Consider the following 22,969-nt stretch of genomic DNA (forward strand, 5'->3'; position numbering starts at 1 on the left):
GGCAGCCTCTACTGGCCCTGGTTGATGCCGGGCGCGTCGATCATGTTCTTCTCGAGGCCCCATTTCTTCATGACCGCGGCGTAGGTGCCGTTCTTCATCAGGATCTTGAACGCGTCGAGCAGCACGCCGCCCAGCGGCGAGCCCTTCTTGACGACGGCGCCTTGATAGATGTCCTTGAAGCCGTTGGCCTGGCCGACCCCGGCGAGTTCCAGCTGGCCCTTCGCCTGCTCGACGAAATAGGTCAGCGGCGCCTGCGAGGAGAAAAATGCGTCGGAGCGTTTCGACCGGACGGCCAGTATCGAGCTCGGCTGGTCGGTGAATGATTGCACCTCGACGGCCGGCTTGCCGCCTTCGGTGCATTTCTGCGCCTGCTGCTTGATGACCTTTTCGGCCGAGCCACCCGACATGACGGCGATGCGCTTGCCGCAAGCGGTGTCGAGCGAGGTGATGCCTTGCGGGTTGCCCTTCTCGACGGCGAAGACGACGTATTCGCGCACCCAATCGATGAAGTCGTTGGATTTCTGGCGGTCGGGATAGTCGCCGACAGGCCCCATCGCGAACTGATAACGGCCGGCATTGATGCCGCTCAGCAACGCCGGCAGGCCGGCGACCGAGGCGTGATCGACCTCGACCCCGAGCAGCTGGCCGATGGCGTCGGAAATGTCCCTGGTTGCCCCGGTCAGTTCGGTGCCGGTGACGATCTCATAGGGCGGGAACGAACCGTTGTTGACGGCTGTGATCTTTCCCGCCGTGCGGATCTCTTCCGGCAGCCGGGCGCGCAAATCCTCGTTCACCGATTGCTTCTGGATATCCTGGGCAAAGCTGGCCTGCGCCAGCATGACGAGCGAGGCGAATATGAAGCTGATTTTCCTCATGGCACTCTCCTTCGTGTTCTTCGTTGTGCGTTGTCAGGCTGCGGTGGCCCGCGACTTGGTCTCAAAAGGAAACAAGGCTTCGGCAGAAATCCGTTCCGCCAGAATGCCTTGGGTATGTAGCTCGGTGACGAAATCCTCGATCATGCGTCGATTGGCGGCCAGGCCGCTGGTGTTCCATGACTGAGGCAGGTCGCGCCCCGCATGAAGCAGCTCCTCGAGGATCCAGGGCGAGGTGTCGGCATATTTTCGGCGCCTTGCCGTCCAGACGCGCTGGCTTTCGTCGATCAGCCTGGCGAGTTCGTGAGGCAGCCAGGGGTGTTCCCTGGCCAGGGCAGCCTTGACGGCGACCAGATGCATGCCCGGGACATAACCGACGTCGGCGAAATAGGCGCGTTCGGCCGCGCGAAAATCGCGCAGCACTTGCCGGAAGCCGGAAGCCGGGCCGAAAAAGCCGTCCGGCATGAAGGGCGTGAAAACAGCGTCGAGCTCGCCTTGCGCCAGCAGTTCCATCATCGGGCGTTCGCCTGGTGCTGCTTCGATGCGCCCCGGCCTGCCGAATCCGTCGAGGCGGTCGGCGATCGGGTGCTCGGATGTCAGCCTGCCGGCGAACCAATAGGCATCCTCGACGCCGACGCCTTCCCGGCGAAGCGCCGCCCGCGTCCATGTGTTGCCGGAATCACGCCAGCCGGTGACGCCGATGCGTTTGCCGGCAAGGTCGGAAAGCTGTTCCAGCGGGCTGGCCTCGACCGTGATGATGCAGCGATGGCGAAAGCCGCGCATGATGAAGCACGGTAGTCCAATCACCGTATCCCGGCCCGAAGCCATGGCCGACACATAACGGCTGAACGAGACCTCCGCCGCATCGTAGTTCGGATCGGTGCCGAGATCCGCGATCAGCGTGGCGACGCGGTCAACCTTCACCGACAGGCGGCTCGACGTGACGTCACCCAGCACCAAAGGGGTGAGGTAGTCCCAATCGCGGGTGGCTATAGTGATGGAGACGGGCATCGGCGTGAACTTCAAAGCTATGTTTGACCGGCGATTGGTAAATGTTTATTTTTGACCGATCAAATGTTATTATGTTACTGAACATTAGCTTTGACGGTCGCGGGTGCCGATGGATTTCGATGCAGGATGGTTCGCTGAACGCCTTGGCGACCGCACGATGCGCGGCATCGCGCGCGAGACCAGTGCGCTGATCAGAAGCGGCGCGCTGCCTGTCGGTGCAAAACTTCCGCCGGTGCGCGATCTGGCCTATGTGCTCGGCGTCAGCCCGGCGACTGTCTCGCAAGCGTGGAGCGAGCTGCGGCGCTACAAGATCATCGGCGGCCGCGGACGCAACGGCACCTGGATCATGGGCAACCGCTTTGCCGCCCGGCCGGAGCGCCACATGAGCGGCGGCAATTACGGTGCGGACGTTTTGAACCTGGCGATCGCGGAGCCCGATGTGCAGCTCTTGCCGCCGCTCGGCATCGCGCTGGCGCATGGCGCGCGCGCCGAAAAGCTCAACAGCTACGAGCGAGTGCGCATCCTGCCCGAGCTGGAGGCCGCAGTGCGCCCGTCATGGCCGTACGATCCCGGGGCGTTCCTGGCTACCAATGGCGGCTACAACGCCATCTACACCTTGCTGCATGCGCTGGTCCCACCGGGGGCGCCGGTGGCCATCGAGAACCCGACGGCGCTTCGCCTGCTCGACATCCTCGAAGATCTCGACGTGCCGATCATCCCGGTGGACTGCGACAGCGACGGCCCCTTGCCGGAGGCACTCGCCAACGCGCTGCGGCAGCGGCCCGTCGCGTTCCTGTTCCAGCCGCGCGTCCATTCGGTGACCGGCGCCTGCATGTCGTCGGCGCGGCTGGAAGTCATCGGCGACCTGCTCGCCGGCACCGACGTGCTGATTGTCGAAGATGACGGCGTCGGCGATATTGCCTCGGCGCCGCGCATTTCGCTGGGCCGGCGTTTTCCCGATCGCGTCGTCCATATCCTGTCCTATTCCAAGACCCATGGCCCGGACCTGCGGCTCGCCGTGCTGTCCGGATCCGCGACGATCGTCGAGCAGATCCAGTCCTATCGCAGCTTCAGCTCGGGATGGACCAGCCGTATCCTGCAGGCGGCCACCGCCTGGCTGCTGCAAGACCCGGCCACGGCTGCCCTCGTTGAGCAGGCGAAGGAGGTGTATCGTCACCGCCGCGAACGGCTCGCCGGCGAACTGGGGAAACGCGATGTCGCGATCGACGCCGGATATGGTCTCAGCGTCCTCATTCCGGTTGCTTCGGAACCCTACGCGATGGTCACGCTGGCCGCCCACGGCATCGCGGTCCATGCCGGAGCGAAGTTTTCGACCGGAAAAACGAACGCTGTCCGCGTCGCGACCAGCATCCTGGACGAGGAGCACCTCGAGCACGTCGCAAATTCCCTGGCGCTGGCAGCCGACCCGGCGCGGGAAGTTGTCTGAGGCAAGGCAATCGTCGTTCGGACTGCCTACTCCGCCGCCACGCCCTTCACCTCGAGATAGCTCTCCATCGAATCGTCCATCGCTTGCAGCCAGGGCGTATGGTGCAGCGGCGCCATCGTGCCGGTCATCAGTGAGCGATAGGAATGGTCGCGGAAGCCCATAATGTCTTCCGCCTTGTGGTGCTCCCATTCCATGAAGGTCTGATTGACCGCCTCGACGTCGAAGCCCGGATAGTCGGTCTGCTCCATCAGCTCCCTGGTGTAGTCGCCCTGGAACCAGATCATCTGCTCGGCGTCTTCCAGCGTTTCCTCGCGTGCCCGCCATTTCTGGCCGTGCTCGGCCATTGCTTCGGCCGAGGGCAGCTTGATGCGACCCATGATGACGTCGCGGGCGAACCAGGCCTGCGCGTCGAACATGTTGAAGGTGTAGAACTGGTCCTGCATGCCGATATAGGACAGCTTCGGGTTTTTCTCCCAGACGACGCCCTCGTAGAGCCCGTCCGGCCACATGCGGTTGGCGGTCTTCAGCTTCAGGTCTTCGGTCAGGAACGGGAAGGAATGGAGGTAGCCGGTGCACAGGATGATGGCGTCGACGTCTTTGGTGCTGCCGTCCTTGAAATGCGCCGTCTTGCCGACGACCTTCTGCAGCAGCGGCACTTCCTTCCAGTTCTCCGGCCATCTGAAGCCCATCGGCTTCGAGCGGTAGCTCGAGGTGATCGATCGGGCGCCGTATTTGTAGCATTGCGAGCCGATGTCCTCGGCCGAATAGGAGCGGCCGATGATCAAGATGTCCTTGCCCTTGAATTCCATCGCGTCGCGGAAATCGTGGCTGTGCAGGATGCGGCCGTTGAAGGTCGAGAAGCCCTCGAAATAGGGAACGTTGGGCACGGAGAAATGGCCCGAAGCGACGACGACATTGTCGAACTCTTCCGAGTACGTGACGTCGTTGGTGCGGTCATGCGCGGTGACGGTGAATTTTTTTGTCGTTTCGGAAAAGGTGACCATGCGCACCGGGCTGTTGAAGCGCACCCATTGGCGCACGCCGGATTTTTCGACACGGCCCTTGATGTAGTCCCACAGCACGGCGCGCGGCGGATAGGAGCCGATCGGCCGGCCGAAATGCTCCTCGAACGTATAGTCGGCGAATTCCAGGCATTCCTTCGGGCCGTTCGACCAGAGGTAACGGTACATCGAGCCGTGCACCGGGTCGCCGTGCTCGTCGAGGCCGGTGCGCCAGGTGTAGTTCCACAGGCCGCCCCAGTCGGACTGCTTTTCGAAGCAGACGATCTCGGGAATATCGGCGCCCTTGTCGGCAGCCGACTTGAAGGCCCTGAGCTGGGCCATGCCGGACGGCCCGGCTCCGATGACGGCAACACGATCTTTCATTGCGGGCCTCCCGATCTCATTTCCCTAACGAAACAAATTTCACTGACAGGACAGTAATTGCCCCTTCGATGCTGTCAACAGGGCTTGTCGCGAAACCCTCGTTTCACCACGCTGGATTTCCAAGCGAGGCCCGACCTCGGGAGAAATCCGGACCGCTGACAAGTCGCCACAAGTGGCTTGCCGTAGCAGTTGCGCTTCTGTATCGGCACCGAATATGTTCACCGTGAGTGAAATGAATCGGCAAGGTCCGGGGTGGCGAAATGGCGAGAAAAGCATCCAGTCTGAAGCATGATGCCGGCGCCGCGGCGGGCAGAGCCAAACCCGCCGCGATCGAGCCGCGCAAGATACGCGTGCCGCTCACCCAGAACCCGCACGCCATTCGCGACACCCGCGAAAAAGTGCTCGAGGTCGCGATCGGCCGCGAGGTGCGGGCATTCCGCAAGAAGCTCGGTATCACCGTCGCCGATCTGGCTGCCGCCACGGACATTTCGCTTGGCATGCTGTCGAAGATCGAGAACGGCATCACCTCGCCGTCACTGACCACGTTGCAGGCGCTGTCGCGGGCACTCGGTGTTCCCGTCACCGCCTTCTTCCGCCGCTTCGAGGAAGAGCGCAGCGCCGTCTTCGTCAAGGCCGGCGAAGGCCTCGACGTCGAGCGCCGCGGCACGCGCGCCGGCCACCAGTACAATCTGCTCGGCCATATCGGCTCCAACACCAGCGGCGTCGTCGTCGAACCCTATCTGATCACGCTGACCGAGGATTCCGACGTGTTCCCGACCTTCCAGCACGAGGGCATGGAATTCCTCTATATGCTCGAAGGCGAGGTGGTTTACCGGCACGGCAGCAATCTCTACCCGATGAAGCCCGGCGACAGCCTGTTCTTCGACGCCGACGCGCCACACGGGCCGGAAGTGCTGAGCGTCCTTCCGATGCGCTATTTGTCGATCATCTGCTATCCGCAGAGCGCGGGGTGAGTTGGCAATCTCCCCCTTGTGGGGGAGATGTCCGGCAGGACAGAGGGGGGCGCTGTCCCGCCGACATCTCGATCGGTCGCAAATTGCAGCCTCAGATTGTTCTAGGCTGGTCGTAATATGAACGAGGTTGGCGATCCTTCGCGCCCCCCTCTGCCCTGCCGGGCATCTCCCCCACGAGGGGGGAGATCGGCAGCTTCGGCGACGGCAGCAGTCAATCCGGCCCGAAACCCGGCGACGTCACACTCCCATCATCCAATTTCGACAGCCATTCGACCAGCGTCGTCCGGTAGCGCGTCAGGCCTTTGTAATTAGCGAGTTCGTCGGGGAGGTCGCGGATGACGCGGTGCAGGCGCCGAGCCCATTTCGGCTGCGTCACCAGCTCGTCCATCTTGATCAGGTAGCAGCGGATCGGGAAGACGATCGCATTCGAGCGCGGCAGCCGCCAGAAACTCTGCAGCTCGACGCGCAGATGCACCTTGTCGCCGACATTTTCCGGCGTCACCGTCGCGCGGTCCGGACCCCATTTGTGATAATTTTCCGGGCTGGTATCGAGGCGCGGATTGATGGTCATCGTCCAGTTCAGCCGCCGTGCCGGCTTGCCCTGCTGGATGTTGGTGAGGAACTTCAGCGCCCGGACGAATATGCCCTTCTCATGCGCCAGCGGCACCGGCGCGTGCCATTCGAAGAAGTTCATGCCGATGTCGAAATCGAGCGACCAGTCGGCCTGGGTGGTGACCATGCCGGCATCCATCCACAGATTGCCGTCGCGCTGGTCGAGGATGCAAAAATCACCCTGGCTCTGCCGGGTGATGTATTCCATCGGCCCATAGGGCAGCGTCGAGACGTCGCCGAAGGTGAAGCTGTCGTCGATGCCGAGCGGCCGGTTGATCCAGCGCCAGCGATCGCCGTCGCGGATCAGCGTGAAATGCTCGGGATAGCCCAGCGCCTGCTGCTCCATCAGCAATTCGAGCAGGTCCCAGCCGGCCAGCGTCATGTGCGGCAGCGACTGGCAGCGCAGCGGGTCCTCGACGAGCACCAAAGCGCGGTCCTGCATTTCGGCGACATAGTGCTCGTCGACGTCGATCAAATTCTCCAGCACGCTGCCCTTCGGCCCGACGACATGCGGCTCGATGTTGACCGCATACATGTAGCTGTCCTCGTGGAACGGGAACGGGAACCGCCTGATGTGCTCGGGGCTGTTCCTGAAGGTGAAGTCGTCGCGGAAGGTTTCCTTGCGAAAGGTAATGCCCAAGCTCGCCTCCTATCTTTCCAGCACCAGCGACCTGCCCTCGAAGCGCGACACGCAGGGCATGATCTTGCAGCCCGAACGGTGGTCTTCCTCGCTCAGCCAGTGATCGTTGTGGATGAATTTGCCGTCATGCGACATGACGTTGGTCTCGCATTGGCCGCAGACGCCGCCGCGGCACAGATAGGGCGGATCGACGCCGGCCGCCTCGATCGCCTCGAGCAGGCTCTGCTGCTCGTCGACACAGATGGTCTTGCCGCTGAGCGCCAGCGTCACGTCGAAAGGGGCGCCGGGCTGCGGCGCCGCGAAATGCTCGAAATGCACGGTCTCGGGAGGCCAGCCGAGAGCGGCGGCACGCTCGCGCACCCAGCCGATCATGCCGGACGGGCCGCAGACGTAGAGATGCGTGCCGAGCGGCTGCGACGACAACAGCCGGTCGAGATCGACGCGCTCGTCGCGGTCGTCGTGATAGAGTCTGACCCGGCGGTCGTAGCGCTCCCTCAGCAGGTCGGCATAGGTGCCGAGCGAGGCGGTGCGGCAGGTGTAATGCAATTCGAAATTGCCGCCTTCCGCCGCCAGCTGCGCGGTCTGCGCCATGAACGGGGTGATGCCGATGCCGCCGGCCAGCATCAGATGCTTCCTGGCGCGCAGATCGAGCGAGAACAGGTTGACGGGATAGCTGACCACCATCTCCGTGCCCGGCCTGACCTGCCTGTGCATGAACAGCGAGCCGCCGCGGCCGGCGTCGTCGCGGCGAACCGAGATGGTGTATTCGCGGGTGTCGAGCGGCGAGCCCATCAGCGAATAGGGATTGAGCCTGGTGCGCTCGCCATCGCGCATCTCGACGACGACATGGGCGCCGCCGGAAAAGGTCGGCAAAAGCTCGCCGTCGCGCCTGCGGAAATGAAAGCGCGTGACCAGTTCGTTGACCGGGACGACATCGCTGACAACGACATCGAGCTTGGTGGTGCCGGTGCTCATCGAAAGACCTCCTCGATCGGAGGAATTTCGCTGCGATCCTCGGCGTTGATGCAGACGCCCTGGAAGGCGGCGAGCCGCCGCGAATAGTGGTCGCGCACCAGAAGCAAGAGGCCGCAATGCGAACAGGTCGCCGGCTGCGTCGTCACGTTCTCGGTGATGCCCTTGCAATGGACGCACTGCATGCGGCGCGCCAGCGAGCCGCGATGCTCGGTCTGGATCGAGGTGTGGTCGATGCCGGCTTCGAGCGCCGCCTGCATGGCCTGGCCGATCAGCCCTTCGGTGCCGGCAAGATAGAGCCTGAGGCCCATATGCGCATTGGCCAGCGTCTGCTTCAGCCGCGGCAAAGCGCTGGCGAAGGAATGGCCGAGGTAGAACTGCGCCGGCTTCAGCGCTTCGAGCATATCGGCATATTTGCCGTCGCGGCCGGGAATGAAGATGATGTGGGCGCCGCCGAAGAAATCCGCCGGTGCCTTGGCGGCCAGATCGGCGATCGCCAGCGCTCCCTCTGCATCCGCTATGAAAAGATGATGCTTGCCGGGCTGCGGAGACAGGGTCCCATAGACCGGCCGGCTGATGATGCTTTTCGCTGCCATACCCGCAGTATGCCTCAGCCTTTCGCCGTGCGCTTGGTCTTCTTCGGATCGTCGAAGGGAAGCGGCTCGGCGGTTGCGCTGATGGAGCCGCTCTTGTTGCGGATCTCGAGCCTGGTGCCCTGCACCGCGCAGTCGACGTCGAGCCGGGCAATGCCCATCGATTTTTTTACCAGCGGCGAATACATGGCGCAGGTCACCACGCCGACCTTTTTGCCGCCGCGGTAGACCGGTGCGCCCTCGTCGGCCGGCTCCCTGCCTTCGAGCAGCACGCCGTAGATCTTGAAACGCTCCTTGCCCTTGAGGCGGTAGTGCTCCTCGGCGCCGCGAAAGCCCGTCTTGCCGGGGCTGACGGTGAAGTCGAGACCAAGCTCCCACAGCGTGTCGCCGGGACCCTCGTTCTCGAACGGGTATTTCTGCGAATTGTCGTAGGGGTAAAACAGCAGGTAGCTCTCGACGCGCAGCATGTCGAGCGTGGTGAAGCGGCACGGGATGATGCCGGCGCTCTTGCCCTCGTCGAGGATCCTGTCCCAGATCGTGCCGGCGTCCTGGCCACGGCAGAAGATCTCGTAGCCGCGCTCGCCAGTATAGCCGGTGCGCGAGATCATCACCGGGAAGCCGAACAGCTGCGTCTGCATGTGATGGAAATAATTGAGGTCGCGAATGCCGGGCACATTCTTTGCCAGATAGTCGATCGCCGTCGGGCCTTGCAGCGAAAGGTCGTGCAGATTGTCGTCGAAGCGCAGCGACACGTCGCGACCGACCGAAGCGCGCTGCAGCTCTTCATGGCCGGTGCCCGAGCCATGCACGACCATCCAGGAATTCGGGCCGGTGCGGTAGAGGATGCAGTCGTCGGTGAACTTGCCGGCCTCGTTGAGCATGCAAGCATAGGCCGACTTGCCGGGATAGATCTTTTCGACGTCGCGCGTCGTCGCCAGGTCGATCAGATGAGAGGCGTGCGGCCCGGTGATGTGGACCTTCTTCAAACCGGACACGTCCATCAGGCCGGCCCTGGTGCGGATGGCGATATACTCTTCGTCGGCGTCCTTGTCGTAGGTCCAGGCGGTGCCCATGCCGCTCCAGTCCTCGAGCTTCGAGCCGAGCGCGCGATGGCGGTCCGCAAGCGTCGAAAATCTCCAGGATGCCGTCATCCGCTGGTCCTCCGTTCGAAAGAACTTTTTGCTTTCCCCTGCTCTCTGCACACAGGCGGGAGCGTTGCCCGAATATTGATCGCAAACGCCGGGAGCCTGCAATACCCGTAAGCAAATAATTTCATTGTCAGGCAAATCCGGCGGACCAAACAAACAGTTAACGCCGCGTAAAATCGTCTTGACAATTCCAGAATTCGGCCGGATTTTATGAAAAAAATTTCACTCTCTTGAAAGAGGGCAATGACCGGCCAATCCGGACCGGGCGTTGAAAAAGGGGAAAGCCGATGTCCGACCTGCAACAGCGCGTGGAAGCGTTGTACCGTTCCGACGTGCGTGGATCCATGCTCCTGATCGTCTGCCTGTGGGCGACGATCCTCTTTGTCCTGTTCATGACATGGCCATACATCCCCGACGCCGGCATCAAGCTCGTCGTCGCGGTCGCCGCCGCCGCCGTGCTGATCTTCAACACGGCCGCGATCCTGGCGATGGTCAACCACTACAAGGAAGACAAGGACTTCATCTACGGTCTCGACATCAAGAATGCCGACGCCTACCGCAACCGCAAGTCCTGAGGGGAGACGCATGGCCCGCTATACACCGCCCGAACAGAGCAAGGCCGGACAGGTTTTCGATATCGCCGTCGTCGTGGTCGCGATTTTCGTCGCACTGTGGCTGCCGCTGAAACTAGGGCTGGCAGGGGCGGCAAAATCCATCGACGCGCTCGACGCCAAGACGTGGGAAGCGCTCGGACAAAACCCGACCATGGCCTCGATCTGGGAAAAGCTCGGCTACACGCCGGAAACCGCGCACGACATCATCCAGAACCGGTTCCACTACATCATCGACTGGCCGACGCTGATCATCATGGCCGCGGTGCTGATCGGCTATTTCATCTTTCTGTTCCGCGCATCGGACCGCGAATACCGCGACGTCATCGACGAAAAGTTCGGCGACAAATAGATAGGGAAGCATCGTCATGTGGGTGGCACTCTCTTACGCATGCTGGGGCATCTCGATCGTGCTCGCGCTGTGGATGCTCTACGACTGGTTCAAGATCGACACGACCTATTCCGAAGAGATGCTGACCTCGTCCAGGGAAGGCGAACTTGAAGCCGTGTCCGAAAAACACCGGATCTGAGTGGGGGATTGAACGATGACGATCACGGCTGAACCAGCGGTGCAAGTGCAAGGCGACAGGGTTTCGCTGCTCAGGGTGCTCGGCCCCGCCCATGTCTGGGCGCTCGGTGTCGGCATCGTTCTGGTCGGCGAATTCACCGGCTGGAATTTCGCGGCGGACAAGGGTGGCGCGCTGGCGGCGCTGATCGTCTGCTGGATCGTTGGCCTGCTCTACACCTCGGTCGCGATGATCGATTCCGAAGTCACCTCGACGGTTGCTGCCGCCGGCGGCCAATATGCGCAGGCCAAGCACATTGTCGGGCCGCTGATGGCCTTCAACGTCGCGCTGTTCCTGGTCTTTGCCTACACCATGCTCGAAGTGTCGGACGCGATCCTGCTCGGCGACACGATCGTCGCCAAGGCCGGCGTCGAGGGCCTCAACCACAATTCCTTCATCGCCGCGACCATCGTCGTGCTGGCATGGCTGAACTATCGCGGCGTGCTGATGACGCTCAACGTCAACTTCGTCATCACCGCCATCGCCTATGTCTCGATCGTCATCCTGTTCTTCTCGGTCAGCCCGTGGACGCAAGGCGCCGTGCTGAAGCTGAACGAACTGGTCACCCCCGGCAACGCCCTGCCCTATGGCTGGATCGGCGTCATCGCCGCCTTCCAGTTCGGCATCTGGTATTATCTCGGCATAGAGGGAACCACGCAGGCGGCCGAGGAAGTGCGCTCGCCGGCGCGCTCGCTGCCCTATGGCACGATGGCCGGCATGATCACGCTTTTGATCGCCGCCGCCATGACCTGGTATGTCTGCGCCTCGCTGATGCCCTGGGAATATCTCGGCATCACCTACTATCCGCTGTGGGACGCAGGCAAACTGACCGGCAGTGCGCTGCTGGAAAACCTGCTGTTCACCGCGACGCTGCTTGCGGCGCTCGCCTCCGCCAATGGCTGCATCAACGACGCCGCGCGCGCCTGGTTCTCGCTCGGCCGCGACCGCTATCTGCCGACCTGGTTCTCGGCGGTGCATCCGAAATACCGCACGCCCTATCGCTCGATCCTGTTCCTGCTGCCGATCGCGCTCGCCTTCGCCTTCATCGCCGACCTCAACCAGGCGATCACCTTCTCGATCCTGTCGGGCGTGCTGCAATACACCTTCATGAGCATCAACATCATCATGTTCAGGAAGAAGTGGCCGCTCGGCTCGATCCGCCGCGGCTACACCCATCCCTTCCATCCGCTGCCGGCGATCGTCTTGTTCTGCCTTTGCGTGGTCACCTTCTTTGCGATCTTCCTCGGCTTCGGCTCGCAGCTGATCGCCATGGTCGCTTTCTACTTCCTGATCTCGCTGTGGTTCCACTTCTACCGCTACAAATTCGTGCGCCGCGGTGCCCAGTTCACCATGCCGTGGCCGAAGCCGCAGGGCTACTGACGGCGCGCCCGTTCTGGGCGGGCATTTGCGTGACGAGGTGCGTTAGGTGATCTCAGCATTGCTCGCCGGGGCGGTTGCCCTGGCTCTCGTCCTCCACATAACCTGGCTTGCGCGGGCCAGCCACGCCAAGGCTTCGACCGCGCTTGCCGCCGAGGAGGCGGTGCTCCGCGAAATCATTCCCGACGTGGCCAATATCTCGGACGGCACTGCCGGCGTCGTCACCTTCGCCGGCTCGTGGAACGGCCGGCAGGTGCAGGTGCGGACCATCGTCGACACGCTGGCGATCAGGAAGCTGCCGGCGCGCTGGCTGAGCGTTTCGATCACCGAAAAGGTCGCGATACCAGGCACTTTCGACATGATGATGCGGCCGGGATCGCCGACGACTTTTTCCAATTTCGATCATCTCGACCATACGCTGCCGAAGGCGGCTGAATTTCCGGCCGAGGCGGTGCTGCGAAGCGACCGCAAGGGCGTGCGCTTCCCCGAGGCCCTCATCGCCGGCCACCTCGACATCTTTGCCGAGGGGCGCGCCAAGGAATTGCTGATCACACCGAACGGCGTGCGCATCGTCTGGCTTCTGGCCGAGGCCGAGCGGGCGCGCTACGGCGTATTCCGGCAAGCCGAATTCGGCACGGTCAGGCTCGATCCGGTGCTGATCGAGAGGCTGCTGTCGTCGGCTTCGGCGCTGCGCGATGCCATCAATCAAAGCGAACGGCAAGCGGCATGAGCAGCCAAGGCACCACCTCCCTCGCACCACCGAGCCCCTATCTCGTTCTCGGCGCCGCGATCGTCTTGCCGGCAAGCGGGCATGTCGTGCTCGGCGTGCCGGTGCGCGGCCTGCAATTTCTGTTCTTCATGGTGATCCTCGCCTGGGTCACCGCCAAGATCGCGCCGCCCGACGCCAGCTTCGTCGGGCGCCATGCCGGCGGCTTCCTGATCTATGCCCTGTCGATCCTGGATGCCTACAAGATCGCCCGTATCCGCTATGCCAAATGGGTTCACAATGGCGGCGCGCGCGGCGATAGTGCGGCCGGCGGCGCCTCAGCCGATATATAACGACAGGAAAATTTTTTTCATACCAATTGAATTCCCCGGACTCATTCGATACATCTCGGAGGGAACAAACTCGCGGAGCCTGACATGTGCGGAATCGTCGGACTGTTTTTGAAGGACAAGTCGCTCGAGCCCCAGCTTGGCGCGATGCTGTCGGAGATGCTGATCTCGCTCAGCGATCGCGGTCCCGATAGCGCCGGCATCGCCATCTATGGCGCCCCCTCCAGTGAAGCCAAGATCACCATCCAGTCGGCCAAGCCGGAGCGCGATTTCCGCGGCCTCGACGCCGAACTAGCCAAGGCAATCGGCGCGCCGGTGAGCATTGCTGCGAAGTCGACGCATGCGGTAGTCAGGACGACGCCTGCCAAGATCGACCAGGCGCGTGAGGCGATCCAGGCACTGCGCCCCGACATCCGCATCATGGGTGCCGGCGACGTCGTCGAGATCTACAAGGAAGTCGGCTTGCCGGAAGCGGTCGTCGACCGTTTCGGCGTCCGCGAGATGACCGGCACCCACGGCATCGGCCATACCCGCATGGCGACCGAATCGGCGGTGACGACGATGGGCGCGCATCCGTTCTCGACCGGCGCCGACCAGTGCCTGGTGCACAATGGCTCGCTGTCCAACCACAACAATGTCCGCCGCGAGCTGATCCGCGAAGGCATGACATTCGAGACCGAGAACGATACCGAGGTCGCTGCCGCCTATCTCTCCTCGCAAATGGCGCATGGCAAGAACCTCGGCGAGGCGCTGGAAGGCACGCTGAGCGACCTCGACGGCTTCTTCACCTTCGTCGTCGGCACCAAGAACGGTTTTGGCGTGGTGCGCGATCCGATCGCCTGCAAGCCTGCCGTAATGGCCGAAACCGACCAGTATGTCGCCTTCGGCTCGGAATATCGTGCGCTCACCAAACTGCCCGGCATAGACAATGCGAAGGTCTGGGAACCCGAGCCCGCAACCGTCTATTTCTGGGAGCATTGAACCAATGCCGGCAATCAACCTCTCCAAGGCGGGTCGCGAACAGAGCCATGCGTCACGGGTCTTCGACCTGGCCGAAATGTCGCTGCGCGAGCTCAACCAGGCGCTGCACGATCTGGCGCCCGGTTCGAACGAAACCGCATGGGAAGTACTGCACCCGCGAGGCAGCCATTCGGTCGCCGTCGGCGTCGACCAGCCGGTCGCCATCGATGTGCGCGGCAGCGTCGGCTATTATTGCGGCGGCATGAACGACGGCGGCACCATCACCGTGCATGGCTCGGCCGGACCCGGCGTCGGCGAGAACATGATGTCCGGCCAGATCGTCGTCAAAGGCGACGCCAGCCAGTATGCCGGCGCCACCGGCCGCGGCGGGCTGCTGGTCATCGAAGGCAACGCGTCGTCGCGCTGCGGCATCTCGATGAAAGGCATCGACATCGTCGTCCATGGCAATATCGGCCACATGTCGGCCTTCATGGCGCAGTCCGGCAATCTCGTGGTGCTGGGCGATGCCGGCGATGCGCTCGGCGATTCCATCTACGAGGCGCGGCTTTTCGTGCGCGGCAAGGTCGAAAGCCTCGGCGCCGACTGCATCGCCAAGGAGATGCGGCCCGAGCATCTCGAATTGCTGCAAAACCTGCTCGACCGCGCCGGCGTGACCGGCGTCAAGGCGGCGGAGTTCAAGCGTTATGGCTCGGCTCGTACCCTCTACAATTTCAATATCGACAACGCCGACGCGTATTGAGGCTCAATGACCTATCGCAACCCGCCGACGACGCCGCGCAAATCCGCGACCTTCGACGACTACACGCTTTCCGAGATCCGCCGCGCCGCGGCGACCGGCATCTATGATATCAGGGGCGCCGGCGCCAAGCGCAAGCTGCCGCATTTCGACGACCTTCTGTTCCTCGGCGCCTCGATCTCGCGCTACCCGCTCGAAGGCTATCGCGAGCGCTGCGACACCAGCGTCGTGCTCGGCTCGCGCTATGCGAAAAAACCGATCGAGCTGAAAATCCCGATCACCATTGCCGGTATGAGCTTCGGCTCGCTGTCCGGCCCGGCGAAGGAAGCGCTCGGCCGTGGCGCGACCCTGTCAGGCACCTCGACGACCACCGGCGACGGCGGCATGACCGAGGAAGAGCGCGGCCATTCAAAGACACTGGTCTACCAGTACCTACCGTCGCGCTACGGCATGAACCCGCGCGATCTGCGCCGCGCCGACGCGATCGAAGTGGTCGTCGGCCAGGGCGCCAAGCCCGGCGGCGGCGGCATGCTGCTCGGCCAGAAGATCTCCGACCGCGTCGCCGAAATGCGCACGCTGCCGAAAGGCATCGACCAGCGCTCAGCCTCGCGCCATCCCGACTGGACCGGGCCGGACGATCTCGAGATCAAGATCCTCGAACTGCGCGAGATCACCGACTGGGAGAAGCCCATCTACGTCAAGGTCGGCGGCGCGCGGCCCTATTACGATACGGCGCTTGCGGTGAAGTCGGGCGCCGATGTCGTCGTCGTCGACGGCATGCAGGGCGGCACCGCCGCAACCCAGGAAGTGTTCATCGAAAATGTCGGCCAGCCGACGCTTGCCTGCATCAGGCCGGCCGTGCAGGCGCTGCAGGATCTCGGCATGCACCGCAAGGTGCAGTTGATCGTCTCCGGCGGCATCCGCAACGGCGCCGACGTCGCCAAGGCGCTGGCGCTCGGCGTCGACGCGGTGTCGATCGGCACGGCAGCGCTTGTCGCGCTCGGCGACAACGACCCGCGCTGGGAAGCGGAATACAACGAACTCGGCACGACCGCCGGCGCCTATGACGACTGGCATGAGGGACGCGACCCGGCCGGCATCACCACGCAGGATCCCGAGCTAATGAAACGGGTCGATCCGATTGCGGCCGGACGACGGCTGGCGAATTATCTTAAGGTGATGACACTTGAGGCTCAGACAATCGCCCGCGCCTGCGGCAAGAACAGCCTGCACAATCTCGAGCCCGAGGATCTTGTGGCCTTGACGATCGAAGCCGCCGCCATGGCCGGCGTGCCGCTGGCCGGCACCAACTGGATACCGGGCAAGAACGGCTTCTAAAACAAACCAAATGCCAGTAAGCGAGGAACTATAATGGGGAACGATCTCGCCGCCTTCGCCAAGGAGAAGGGCGTCAAATATTTCATGATATCCTACACCGACCTGTTCGGTGGGCAGCGTGCCAAGCTGGTGCCGGCGCAGGCGATCGCCGACATGCAGCGGGACGGTGCCGGCTTTGCCGGCTTTGCCACCTGGCTCGACCTGACGCCGGCGCATCCCGACATGCTGGCCGTGCCGGATCCGGCCTCGGTGATCCAGTTGCCTTGGAAGCCCGAAGTCGCCTGGGTCGCCGCCAACTGCATCATGGACGACAAATCGGTCGAGCAGGCGCCGCGCAACACGCTGAAGCGACTGATTGCGGAGGCCGCTGGCGACGGCATGCACATCAAGACCGGCGTCGAGGCCGAGTTCTTCCTGATCTCGCCGGACGGCAAGACGATTTCCGACGAATACGACACGGCGTCGAAGCCCTGCTACGACCAGCAGGCGGTGATGCGCCGCTATGACGTCATCGCCGAGATCTGCGACCACATGCTGGCGCTCGGCTGGGGCGCCTACCAGAACGACCACGAGGACGCCAACGGCCAGTTCGAGATGAACTGGGCCTTCGACGATGCGCTGGCGACCGCCGACAAGCATTCCTTCTTCAAATTCATGGTGAAATCGGTCGCCGAAAAGCACGGCCTGCGCGCGACCTTCATGCCGAAACCGTTCCAGGGCCTGACCGGCAATGGCTGCCATGCCCACATCTCGGTGTGGGACAAGGACGGCAAGACAAATGTCTTCGCCGACAATGCCATGGAGCTCGGCCTGTCGGCAAAGGGCAGGAATTTCCTCGGCGGCATCATGAAACATGCTTCCGCGCTTGCCGCGATCACCAACCCGACTGTCAATTCCTACAAGCGCATCAACGCGCCGCGCACCATCTCCGGCGCCACCTGGGCGCCGAACACGGTGACCTGGACGGGCAACAACCGTACCCACATGGTGCGCGTGCCTGGTCCCGGCCGCTTCGAGCTGCGCCTGCCGGACGGCGCGGCAAACCCCTATCTGCTGCAGGCCGTCATCATCGCCGCCGGCCTCGACGGCGTCCGCTCCAAGGCCGATCCCGGCCGGCGCTACGACATCGACATGTACCAGTTCGGCCATACGGTCGAGGGCGCGCCGAAGCTGCCGCTCAACCTGCTCGACGCGCTGCGCGAGTTTGACAACGACAAATCGCTCAAGGCGGCGCTGGGTGAGGAATTCTCGTCGGCCTATCTAAAGCTCAAGCAGCAGGAATGGAATTCCTATGCTTCCCACTTCACCCAGTGGGAGCGCGACCACACGCTCGACATCTGATCCGGAATTGTTGCACGCCCGGCGCGAAACAGGTTCATGAAATACTCGATCTTCTCCCTCGCCCGGGCGGCATTTTCCGGCCACAAGAACTGGCAGCGCACCTGGCGCGACGCCAGCCCGAAGAGCCATTACGACGTGGTGATCATCGGTGGCGGCGGCCATGGCCTGGCGACGGCATGGTTCCTCGCCAGCGAATACGGCATCAGGAATGTCGCGGTGCTGGAAAAGGGCTGGATCGGCTCCGGCAATGCCGGCCGCAACACCACCATCATCCGCTCCAATTACGGGCTGCCCGGCAATACCGGCTTCTACGAGCTTTCGATGAAGCTGTGGGAGCGGATGGAGCAGGACCTCAACTACAACACCATGGTCAGCCAGCGCGGCGTCATCAACCTCTACCATTCCGACGCACAGCGCGACGCCTATGCGCGGCGCGGCAACACCATGCGCATCAACGGCATCGACGCCGAATTGCTCGACCTGGCGGCGGTCAGGAAGATGATGCCGTTCCTGAACTTCGACAATGCACGCTTTCCGGTGCAGGGCGGGCTTTTGCAACGACGCGGCGGCACGGCACGCCACGATGCCGTGGTCTGGGGCTACGCGCATGCAGCGAGCGCGCTCGGCGTCGACATCATCCAGAATTGCGAAGTGACCGGCTTTGTCCGCGACGGCAACGGCAAGGTGACCGGCGTCGAGACATCGCGCGGCAGGATCGGCGCCGGCAAGGTCGGCATGGCGGTTGCCGGCTCCTCGTCGCGCGTCGCGGCGATGGCCGGCATGCGGCTGCCGATCGAAAGCCATGTGCTGCAGGCATTCGTGTCGGAGGCGATCAAGCCGCTGATCCCCAATGTCATGACCTTCGGCGCCGGCCATTTCTACGTCAGCCAGTCCGACAAGGGCGGCCTGGTCTTCGGCGGCGATATAGACGGCTACAATTCCTACGCCCAGCGCGGCAATCTGCCTGTCATGGAAGACGTTTGCGAGGGCGGCATGGCGCTGATGCCGATGATCGGCCGGATACGGCTTCTGCGTCAGTGGGGCGGCATCATGGACATGTCGATGGACGGCTCGCCGATCATCGACAAGACGCCGGTCGACGGGCTCTATCTCAACGCCGGCTGGTGCTATGGCGGCTTCAAGGCGACGCCAGGTTCCGGCCTGGTCTTTGCCCATCTGCTGGCACGCGACGAGCCGCACAAGGAGGCGGCGCGCTTCCGCCTCGACCGCTTCCGGCGAGGTGCGATGATCGACGAAAAGGGCCAGGGCGCCCAACCGAACCTGCATTGAAGGCTGGCTGAAGAAGCATGCGCATTGTCTGTCCCTTCTGCGGCGAACGCGAACTCGGCGAGTTCACCTATCTGGGCGACGCCAAGCCGGCGCGTCCGACGGCCGGCGCCACCGAAGACGAGGTCTTCGACTACGTCTATCTGCGCGACAACGTCGCCGGGCCGATGAGTGAATACTGGTACCATGGCGGCGGCTGTCGGGCCTGGCTGAAGGTCGCCCGCAACACGCTGACGCATGAGATTTCCTCCGTCGAGCCGGCGGCGGGCGTTGGTGCCGCCAAGGTGGGCGCTTGATGGTTGGCCCTGCGCAGACACACCGGCTGGAGAGCGGCGGTCTCATCGATCGTTCCGCTCCGCTGGGCTTCCGCTTCGACGGCAAGAGCTATGCCGGCTTCCAGGGCGACACGCTCGCCTCGGCGCTGATCGCCAATGGCATCAAGCTGGTCGGCCGCTCGTTCAAATACCATCGGCCGCGCGGCATCCTGACCGCTGGATCCGAAGAGCCGAACGCGCTGGTCGAACTGCGCACGGGAGCGCGGCGCGAGCCGAACACCAAGGCGACCACAGCCGAACTTTATGACGGGCTCGAAGCGGCCAGCCAGAACCGCTGGCCGTCGCTGCGCCATGATCTGATGGCGGTCAACCAGCTGTTTGCGCCGATCTTCGTCGCCGGCTTCTACTACAAGACCTTCATGTGGCCGGCGAAATTCTGGGAAGCGGTCTACGAGCCGGCGATCCGCCGCGCCGCCGGCCTCGGACGCGCTGCCGGCGGCGCCGATCCCGACCATTACGACAAGGCGTGGGCGCATTGCGATGTGCTGATCGCCGGTTCCGGCCCGGCCGGGCTTGCGGCGGCATTGGCGGCCGGGCGCAGCGGCGCCCGCGTCATCCTGTGCGAGGAAGATTTTGCGTTCGGCGGCCGTCTGCTTGCCGACGGCGGCACGATCGACGGCGAGCCGGCAGCCGAATGGATTACGCGCACGCTGGGGGAACTCGCCGCGCTCCCCGATGTCCGCATCATGAACCGCACGACACTGTTCGGCGTCTATGATGGCGGCACCTATGGCGCCATCGAGCGGGTCAACGACCACCTGCCCTCGCCGCCCGAGCACCAGGTGCGCCAGCGACTGTGGCGGATCGTAGCCAGGCGTTGCGTCGTTGCCGCCGGCGCCATCGAGCGGCCGATCGTCTTTGCCGGCAACGACACGCCGGGCGTGATGATGGCTTCGGCGATGCGGACCTATGTCGCGCGCTACGCGGCGACGCCGGCAAGGCGGATCGCCCTGTTCACCAACAATGAGGACGGCTGGCGCACGGTCGAGACCGCGCTTGCCGCCGGTCTGCAGATCGCGGCGGTGATCGATGGACGCCCGGACGTCTCCGCCGCGCATCGCGCGCTTGCCGCCAAAGGCGGCTTTGCCGTGCTCAACGGCTCGGTCAGCGGGGTCGAGGGCGGCAAGGACGGCGTTAGGAAAATTGCGGTGGCGCTCACCGGCGGCGCACGCGCCGAGGTCGAGGCAGACGGACTTGCCGTCTCCGGCGGCTGGAATCCGGCGGTCGGGCTGACTTCCTACCATCGCGGCCGGCCGAAATGGCAGGACGATATTGCAGCCTTCGTGCCGGACGGCGCGCCACCCGGCATGGTGGCCGTCGGCGCCGCCAACGGCGCCTTCGGGCTGGGCGACTGCCTGCGCCAGGGATTTGCCGCGGGTGCTACGGCAGCGCAGAGCGCCGGACGAAGCGGCAATGCCGGCACATCGCCGGTCGCCGACGACGAAGCCTTTTCGCTGACGCCGCTCTGGCATGTGGCCGGCAAAGGGAAAGCCTTCGTCGATTACCAGCATGACGTGACCGCGTCCGACATCGAACTGGCGCAGCGCGAAGGCTTCGAGTCGGTCGAGCATCTCAAGCGCTATACGACGCTCGGCATGGCCACCGACCAGGGCAAGACCTCGAATGTCGCCGGCCTCGCCATTATGGCGGCGGTGTCAGGCAAGTCCATTCCCGAGACCGGTACGACGATCTACCGGCCGCCCTATGTGCCGGTCGCCATCGGCGCCTTCGCCGGCCATCATCGCGACGAGAATTTTCATGCGACGCGACTGACGCCGTCGCATCACTGGGCCGCCGAACAGGGCGCGGTGTTCGTCGACACCGGCCTGTGGAAGCGCGCGCAATGGTATCCGCGCGCCGGCGAAAAGGACTGGCTGGAATCGGTCACCCGCGAGGTCAAGGCGGTGCGCTCCGGCGTCGGCTTCTGCGACGTCTCGACACTCGGCAAGATCGACGTACACGGCCCGGATGCCGGCGCCTTCCTCGACCGCGTCTACATCAACACCTTCTCCAATCTTGCTGTCGGCAAAGCCCGCTACGGGCTGATGCTGCGCGAGGACGGCATCGTCTATGACGACGGCACGACGTCGCGGCTGGCCGAGGATCACTATTTCCTGACCACCACCACCGCCAAGGCCGGGCTGGTGATGCAGCATCTCGAATTCTGCCGGCAGGTGCTGTTTCCCGAGTTCGATGTGCAGTTGACCTCGGTCTCGGACCAGTGGGCGCAATTCTCGATCGCCGGGCCGAAGACGCGGGACCTGCTTCGCGAAATCGTCGATCCGGCGGAGGATTTGTCGAACGAGGGCTTTCCCTTTATGGGCGCGCGCGAAGTCGCGCTACGCGGCGGCATCAAAGCGCGGCTGTTCCGCATCTCGTTCTCCGGCGAGATGGCGTTCGAGATCTCGGTTCCGGCGCGTTACGGCGACGCGCTGGTGCGCAATTTGATGCTGGCCGGCAAGCCGTTCGGCGTGACGCCCTACGGCACCGAGGCACTCGGCGTCATGCGCATCGAAAAGGGGCATGTCGCCGGGCCGGAGCTGAACGGCACGACGACCGCCGCCGACCTTGGCTTCGGCAAGATGATGTCGACCAAGAAAGACTTCATCGGCCGCGTCATGGCGAGGCGCGAGGTGCTGGTTGCGCCGGACCGGCAGGTCGTGGTCGGCATCAAGCCGGTCGACAAGACACGCCGCCTGCGCTCCGGCGCGCATATCATGCCGAAGGGCAAGACACCCGGTCCCGATAACGACCAGGGCTACGTCACCTCGGTCTGCTTCTCGCCGACGCTCGACCAGTGGATTGGGTTGGCACTGGTTGAGCGCGGCCGCGAGCGCATCGGCGAGATCGTCCACGCGCACGACCCGCTGCGCGGCGAAGACTACGATGTCGAGCTGTGCAGTCCCGTCTTCTACGACCCGGATGGAGGGCGCCAGCGTGGCTGAGTTTTCCTGGATTAGCCGCAGTCCGCTGGAGAAGGCGCTTGTCGGCGGCGCCTATGGCGCGCGCGGCACGGCGGCGGGCGTATCGCTCACCGAGATCCGCAATTTCGACCTGATCCAGGTGATGGCGCGGCGCGGCAAAGCGGCAGAACTGGCGAAGGCTGCCGAAACCCGCTTCGGCGTTGCCGCCCCGGAAACGCCAAAGGCGGTCCGAGCTCCCGACGCTACGCTGATCTGGTCGGGACCGGATCAGTTCCTGGTCCTGTCCAATGGCGGCAAGCACACGATCGGACCGCTGAGCCAGGCGTTTGCGCAATCCGCCTCGCTGTCCGACCAGTCGCATGCCCGCGCGCTGATCAGCATTTCCGGAGAAAAGGCACGCGCGATGCTGGCCAAACTGTCGTCGCTGGACCTGCACCCGGCGGCGTTCCCGGCCGGCACCGCTGCCGCGACGTCGGTAGATCACACCAGCATCAATCTCTGGCGCGGCAATGACCGGCCGGACGGGCAGGCGGTGTTCAATCTTCTGGTATTTGCGACGTTTGCCGAAAGCCTGTGGCATACGATGCTCGATGCCGCCGCGGAGTATGGCGTCGAGATCCGGCATTCCGAGGAATTGGGGTAGCCTTGGCGCGTCTTCCCTTCTCCCCCTGGGGGAGACTATCGCATTCACACATCTGGGTTGCGCTTTGCGGCGAAGCTCGATTCTATTTCGGCCGGAAAAGCCGAAGGAGGGTTGAATGAC

23 protein-coding genes are annotated in these 22,969 nt (G+C 63.7%); 16 read left to right on the top strand and 7 right to left on the bottom strand.

What is annotated here, in order from left to right; genetic code table 11:
• Positions 1-8: 8 nt before the first annotated feature.
• Together NKH21_RS04855 and NKH21_RS04860 are read right to left on the bottom strand one after the other, a co-directional pair.
• Positions 9-875 (bottom strand): ABC transporter substrate-binding protein, encoded by an 867-nt coding sequence (locus tag NKH21_RS04855; protein ID WP_352863256.1) that lies wholly within the window; start codon positions 873-875, stop codon positions 9-11.
• 33 nt (positions 876-908) lie between these two features.
• On the bottom strand, positions 909-1,883 hold the full coding sequence (locus NKH21_RS04860; protein ID WP_352660774.1) for a substrate-binding domain-containing protein: 975 nt from the start codon (positions 1,881-1,883) through the stop codon (positions 909-911).
• A gap of 109 nt (positions 1,884-1,992) precedes the next feature.
• Here NKH21_RS04860 and NKH21_RS04865 point away from each other — a divergent pair, with 109 nt between their 5' ends.
• Positions 1,993-3,330: an aminotransferase-like domain-containing protein gene (locus NKH21_RS04865; RefSeq protein ID WP_352863258.1), complete on the top strand. Its 1,338-nt coding sequence runs from the start codon at positions 1,993-1,995 to the stop codon at positions 3,328-3,330.
• 26 nt (positions 3,331-3,356) lie between these two features.
• Here the strand turns inward: NKH21_RS04865 and NKH21_RS04870 are convergent, their stop codons facing one another.
• Positions 3,357-4,715 (bottom strand): trimethylamine monooxygenase, encoded by a 1,359-nt coding sequence (locus NKH21_RS04870; protein ID WP_352660768.1) that lies wholly within the window; start codon positions 4,713-4,715, stop codon positions 3,357-3,359.
• Positions 4,716-4,975: 260 nt separating this feature from the next.
• On the opposite strand from NKH21_RS04870, the gene NKH21_RS04875 reads away from it, so the two are divergent.
• Entirely contained in the window at positions 4,976-5,689 is a 714-nt protein-coding gene (locus NKH21_RS04875) for a helix-turn-helix domain-containing protein (RefSeq protein WP_352660765.1), read from the top strand.
• Between the two features lie 211 nt (positions 5,690-5,900).
• Here NKH21_RS04875 and NKH21_RS04880 read toward each other — a convergent pair whose 3' ends face one another.
• The 4 genes from NKH21_RS04880 to NKH21_RS04895 are packed head-to-tail and all read right to left on the bottom strand — an operon-like array spanning position 5,901 to position 9,657.
• Positions 5,901-6,941, bottom strand: a complete 1,041-nt coding sequence (locus tag NKH21_RS04880) for a heme-dependent oxidative N-demethylase family protein (protein WP_352660762.1) — start codon at positions 6,939-6,941, stop codon at positions 5,901-5,903.
• A gap of 9 nt (positions 6,942-6,950) precedes the next feature.
• Entirely contained in the window at positions 6,951-7,916 is a 966-nt protein-coding gene (locus NKH21_RS04885; protein ID WP_352660759.1) for a PDR/VanB family oxidoreductase, read from the bottom strand.
• The gene (locus NKH21_RS04890; RefSeq protein WP_352660756.1) at positions 7,913-8,509 is read right to left on the bottom strand and encodes a dimethylamine monooxygenase subunit DmmA family protein; all 597 of its coding nucleotides are present in this window, start codon (positions 8,507-8,509) and stop codon (positions 7,913-7,915) included. The genes NKH21_RS04885 and NKH21_RS04890 overlap by 4 nt, the downstream gene beginning before the upstream one ends.
• 14 nt (positions 8,510-8,523) lie before the next feature.
• Positions 8,524-9,657: an aminomethyl transferase family protein gene (locus NKH21_RS04895; RefSeq protein ID WP_352660753.1), complete on the bottom strand. Its 1,134-nt coding sequence runs from the start codon at positions 9,655-9,657 to the stop codon at positions 8,524-8,526.
• Between the two features lie 284 nt (positions 9,658-9,941).
• Between NKH21_RS04895 and NKH21_RS04900 the strand changes: the two genes are divergently transcribed.
• The 14 genes from NKH21_RS04900 to NKH21_RS04965 all read left to right on the top strand — a co-directional run bounded on the left by NKH21_RS04900 (position 9,942) and on the right by NKH21_RS04965 (position 22,849).
• Positions 9,942-10,229: a hypothetical protein gene (locus tag NKH21_RS04900; RefSeq protein WP_352476575.1), complete on the top strand. Its 288-nt coding sequence runs from the start codon at positions 9,942-9,944 to the stop codon at positions 10,227-10,229.
• A gap of 10 nt (positions 10,230-10,239) precedes the next feature.
• Positions 10,240-10,617: a hypothetical protein gene (locus NKH21_RS04905; RefSeq protein WP_023673992.1), complete on the top strand. Its 378-nt coding sequence runs from the start codon at positions 10,240-10,242 to the stop codon at positions 10,615-10,617.
• Positions 10,618-10,633: 16 nt separating this feature from the next.
• Entirely contained in the window at positions 10,634-10,795 is a 162-nt protein-coding gene (locus NKH21_RS04910) for a hypothetical protein (RefSeq protein ID WP_023673991.1), read from the top strand.
• 15 nt (positions 10,796-10,810) lie between these two features.
• A complete protein-coding gene (locus tag NKH21_RS04915) occupies positions 10,811-12,211 on the top strand; it encodes an APC family permease (RefSeq protein ID WP_352660747.1) in 1,401 nt (466 codons plus the stop codon).
• 46 nt (positions 12,212-12,257) lie between these two features.
• Positions 12,258-12,938, top strand: a complete 681-nt coding sequence (locus tag NKH21_RS04920) for a hypothetical protein (protein ID WP_352660744.1) — start codon at positions 12,258-12,260, stop codon at positions 12,936-12,938.
• The gene (locus NKH21_RS04925) at positions 12,935-13,267 is read left to right on the top strand and encodes a hypothetical protein (RefSeq protein ID WP_352660741.1); all 333 of its coding nucleotides are present in this window, start codon (positions 12,935-12,937) and stop codon (positions 13,265-13,267) included. The genes NKH21_RS04920 and NKH21_RS04925 overlap by 4 nt, the downstream gene beginning before the upstream one ends.
• 84 nt (positions 13,268-13,351) lie before the next feature.
• Positions 13,352-14,245 (top strand): class II glutamine amidotransferase, encoded by an 894-nt coding sequence (locus NKH21_RS04930; protein WP_352660738.1) that lies wholly within the window; start codon positions 13,352-13,354, stop codon positions 14,243-14,245.
• A 4-nt stretch (positions 14,246-14,249) separates the two neighbouring features.
• A complete protein-coding gene (locus NKH21_RS04935) occupies positions 14,250-14,984 on the top strand; it encodes a GltB/FmdC/FwdC-like GXGXG domain-containing protein (RefSeq protein WP_352660735.1) in 735 nt (244 codons plus the stop codon).
• Positions 14,985-14,990: 6 nt separating this feature from the next.
• Positions 14,991-16,319: an FMN-binding glutamate synthase family protein gene (locus NKH21_RS04940; RefSeq protein ID WP_023673984.1), complete on the top strand. Its 1,329-nt coding sequence runs from the start codon at positions 14,991-14,993 to the stop codon at positions 16,317-16,319.
• A gap of 33 nt (positions 16,320-16,352) precedes the next feature.
• Positions 16,353-17,660 carry a type III glutamate--ammonia ligase gene (gene glnT, locus NKH21_RS04945; RefSeq protein ID WP_023673983.1) on the top strand — a complete coding sequence of 436 codons (1,308 nt, stop codon included), beginning with the start codon at positions 16,353-16,355 and terminating at the stop codon, positions 17,658-17,660.
• 36 nt (positions 17,661-17,696) lie between these two features.
• Entirely contained in the window at positions 17,697-18,950 is a 1,254-nt protein-coding gene (locus NKH21_RS04950) for a sarcosine oxidase subunit beta family protein (protein ID WP_352660732.1), read from the top strand.
• 17 nt (positions 18,951-18,967) lie between these two features.
• Positions 18,968-19,243: a sarcosine oxidase subunit delta gene (locus NKH21_RS04955; RefSeq protein ID WP_352660729.1), complete on the top strand. Its 276-nt coding sequence runs from the start codon at positions 18,968-18,970 to the stop codon at positions 19,241-19,243.
• Complete coding sequence (locus NKH21_RS04960) at positions 19,243-22,227, top strand: sarcosine oxidase subunit alpha (protein WP_352863265.1); 2,985 nt, start codon at positions 19,243-19,245, stop codon at positions 22,225-22,227. Before NKH21_RS04955 ends, NKH21_RS04960 begins: the two co-directional genes overlap by 1 nt.
• The gene (locus NKH21_RS04965; protein ID WP_352660723.1) at positions 22,220-22,849 is read left to right on the top strand and encodes a sarcosine oxidase subunit gamma; all 630 of its coding nucleotides are present in this window, start codon (positions 22,220-22,222) and stop codon (positions 22,847-22,849) included. Before NKH21_RS04960 ends, NKH21_RS04965 begins: the two co-directional genes overlap by 8 nt.
• Positions 22,850-22,969: the final 120 nt, after the last annotated feature.

It is taken from the genome of Mesorhizobium sp. M1329 (genome assembly GCF_040318035.1).
In the GTDB taxonomy this organism is placed as follows: domain Bacteria; phylum Pseudomonadota; class Alphaproteobacteria; order Rhizobiales; family Rhizobiaceae; genus Mesorhizobium.

Coding starts and splice junctions, on each gene's coding strand:
- NKH21_RS04855 (WP_352863256.1), bottom strand. CDS start 875: ATGAGGAAAATCAGCTTCATATTCGCCTCGCTCGTCATGCTGGCGCAG.
- NKH21_RS04860 (WP_352660774.1), bottom strand. CDS start 1,883: ATGCCCGTCTCCATCACTATAGCCACCCGCGATTGGGACTACCTCACC.
- NKH21_RS04865 (WP_352863258.1), top strand. CDS start 1,993: ATGGATTTCGATGCAGGATGGTTCGCTGAACGCCTTGGCGACCGCACG.
- NKH21_RS04870 (WP_352660768.1), bottom strand. CDS start 4,715: ATGAAAGATCGTGTTGCCGTCATCGGAGCCGGGCCGTCCGGCATGGCC.
- NKH21_RS04875 (WP_352660765.1), top strand. CDS start 4,976: ATGGCGAGAAAAGCATCCAGTCTGAAGCATGATGCCGGCGCCGCGGCG.
- NKH21_RS04885 (WP_352660759.1), bottom strand. CDS start 7,916: ATGAGCACCGGCACCACCAAGCTCGATGTCGTTGTCAGCGATGTCGTC.
- NKH21_RS04890 (WP_352660756.1), bottom strand. CDS start 8,509: ATGGCAGCGAAAAGCATCATCAGCCGGCCGGTCTATGGGACCCTGTCT.
- NKH21_RS04895 (WP_352660753.1), bottom strand. CDS start 9,657: ATGACGGCATCCTGGAGATTTTCGACGCTTGCGGACCGCCATCGCGCG.
- NKH21_RS04900 (WP_352476575.1), top strand. CDS start 9,942: ATGTCCGACCTGCAACAGCGCGTGGAAGCGTTGTACCGTTCCGACGTG.
- NKH21_RS04905 (WP_023673992.1), top strand. CDS start 10,240: ATGGCCCGCTATACACCGCCCGAACAGAGCAAGGCCGGACAGGTTTTC.
- NKH21_RS04910 (WP_023673991.1), top strand. CDS start 10,634: ATGTGGGTGGCACTCTCTTACGCATGCTGGGGCATCTCGATCGTGCTC.
- NKH21_RS04915 (WP_352660747.1), top strand. CDS start 10,811: ATGACGATCACGGCTGAACCAGCGGTGCAAGTGCAAGGCGACAGGGTT.
- NKH21_RS04925 (WP_352660741.1), top strand. CDS start 12,935: ATGAGCAGCCAAGGCACCACCTCCCTCGCACCACCGAGCCCCTATCTC.
- NKH21_RS04930 (WP_352660738.1), top strand. CDS start 13,352: ATGTGCGGAATCGTCGGACTGTTTTTGAAGGACAAGTCGCTCGAGCCC.
- NKH21_RS04935 (WP_352660735.1), top strand. CDS start 14,250: ATGCCGGCAATCAACCTCTCCAAGGCGGGTCGCGAACAGAGCCATGCG.
- NKH21_RS04940 (WP_023673984.1), top strand. CDS start 14,991: ATGACCTATCGCAACCCGCCGACGACGCCGCGCAAATCCGCGACCTTC.
- glnT (WP_023673983.1), top strand. CDS start 16,353: ATGGGGAACGATCTCGCCGCCTTCGCCAAGGAGAAGGGCGTCAAATAT.
- NKH21_RS04950 (WP_352660732.1), top strand. CDS start 17,697: ATGAAATACTCGATCTTCTCCCTCGCCCGGGCGGCATTTTCCGGCCAC.
- NKH21_RS04955 (WP_352660729.1), top strand. CDS start 18,968: ATGCGCATTGTCTGTCCCTTCTGCGGCGAACGCGAACTCGGCGAGTTC.
- NKH21_RS04960 (WP_352863265.1), top strand. CDS start 19,243: ATGGTTGGCCCTGCGCAGACACACCGGCTGGAGAGCGGCGGTCTCATC.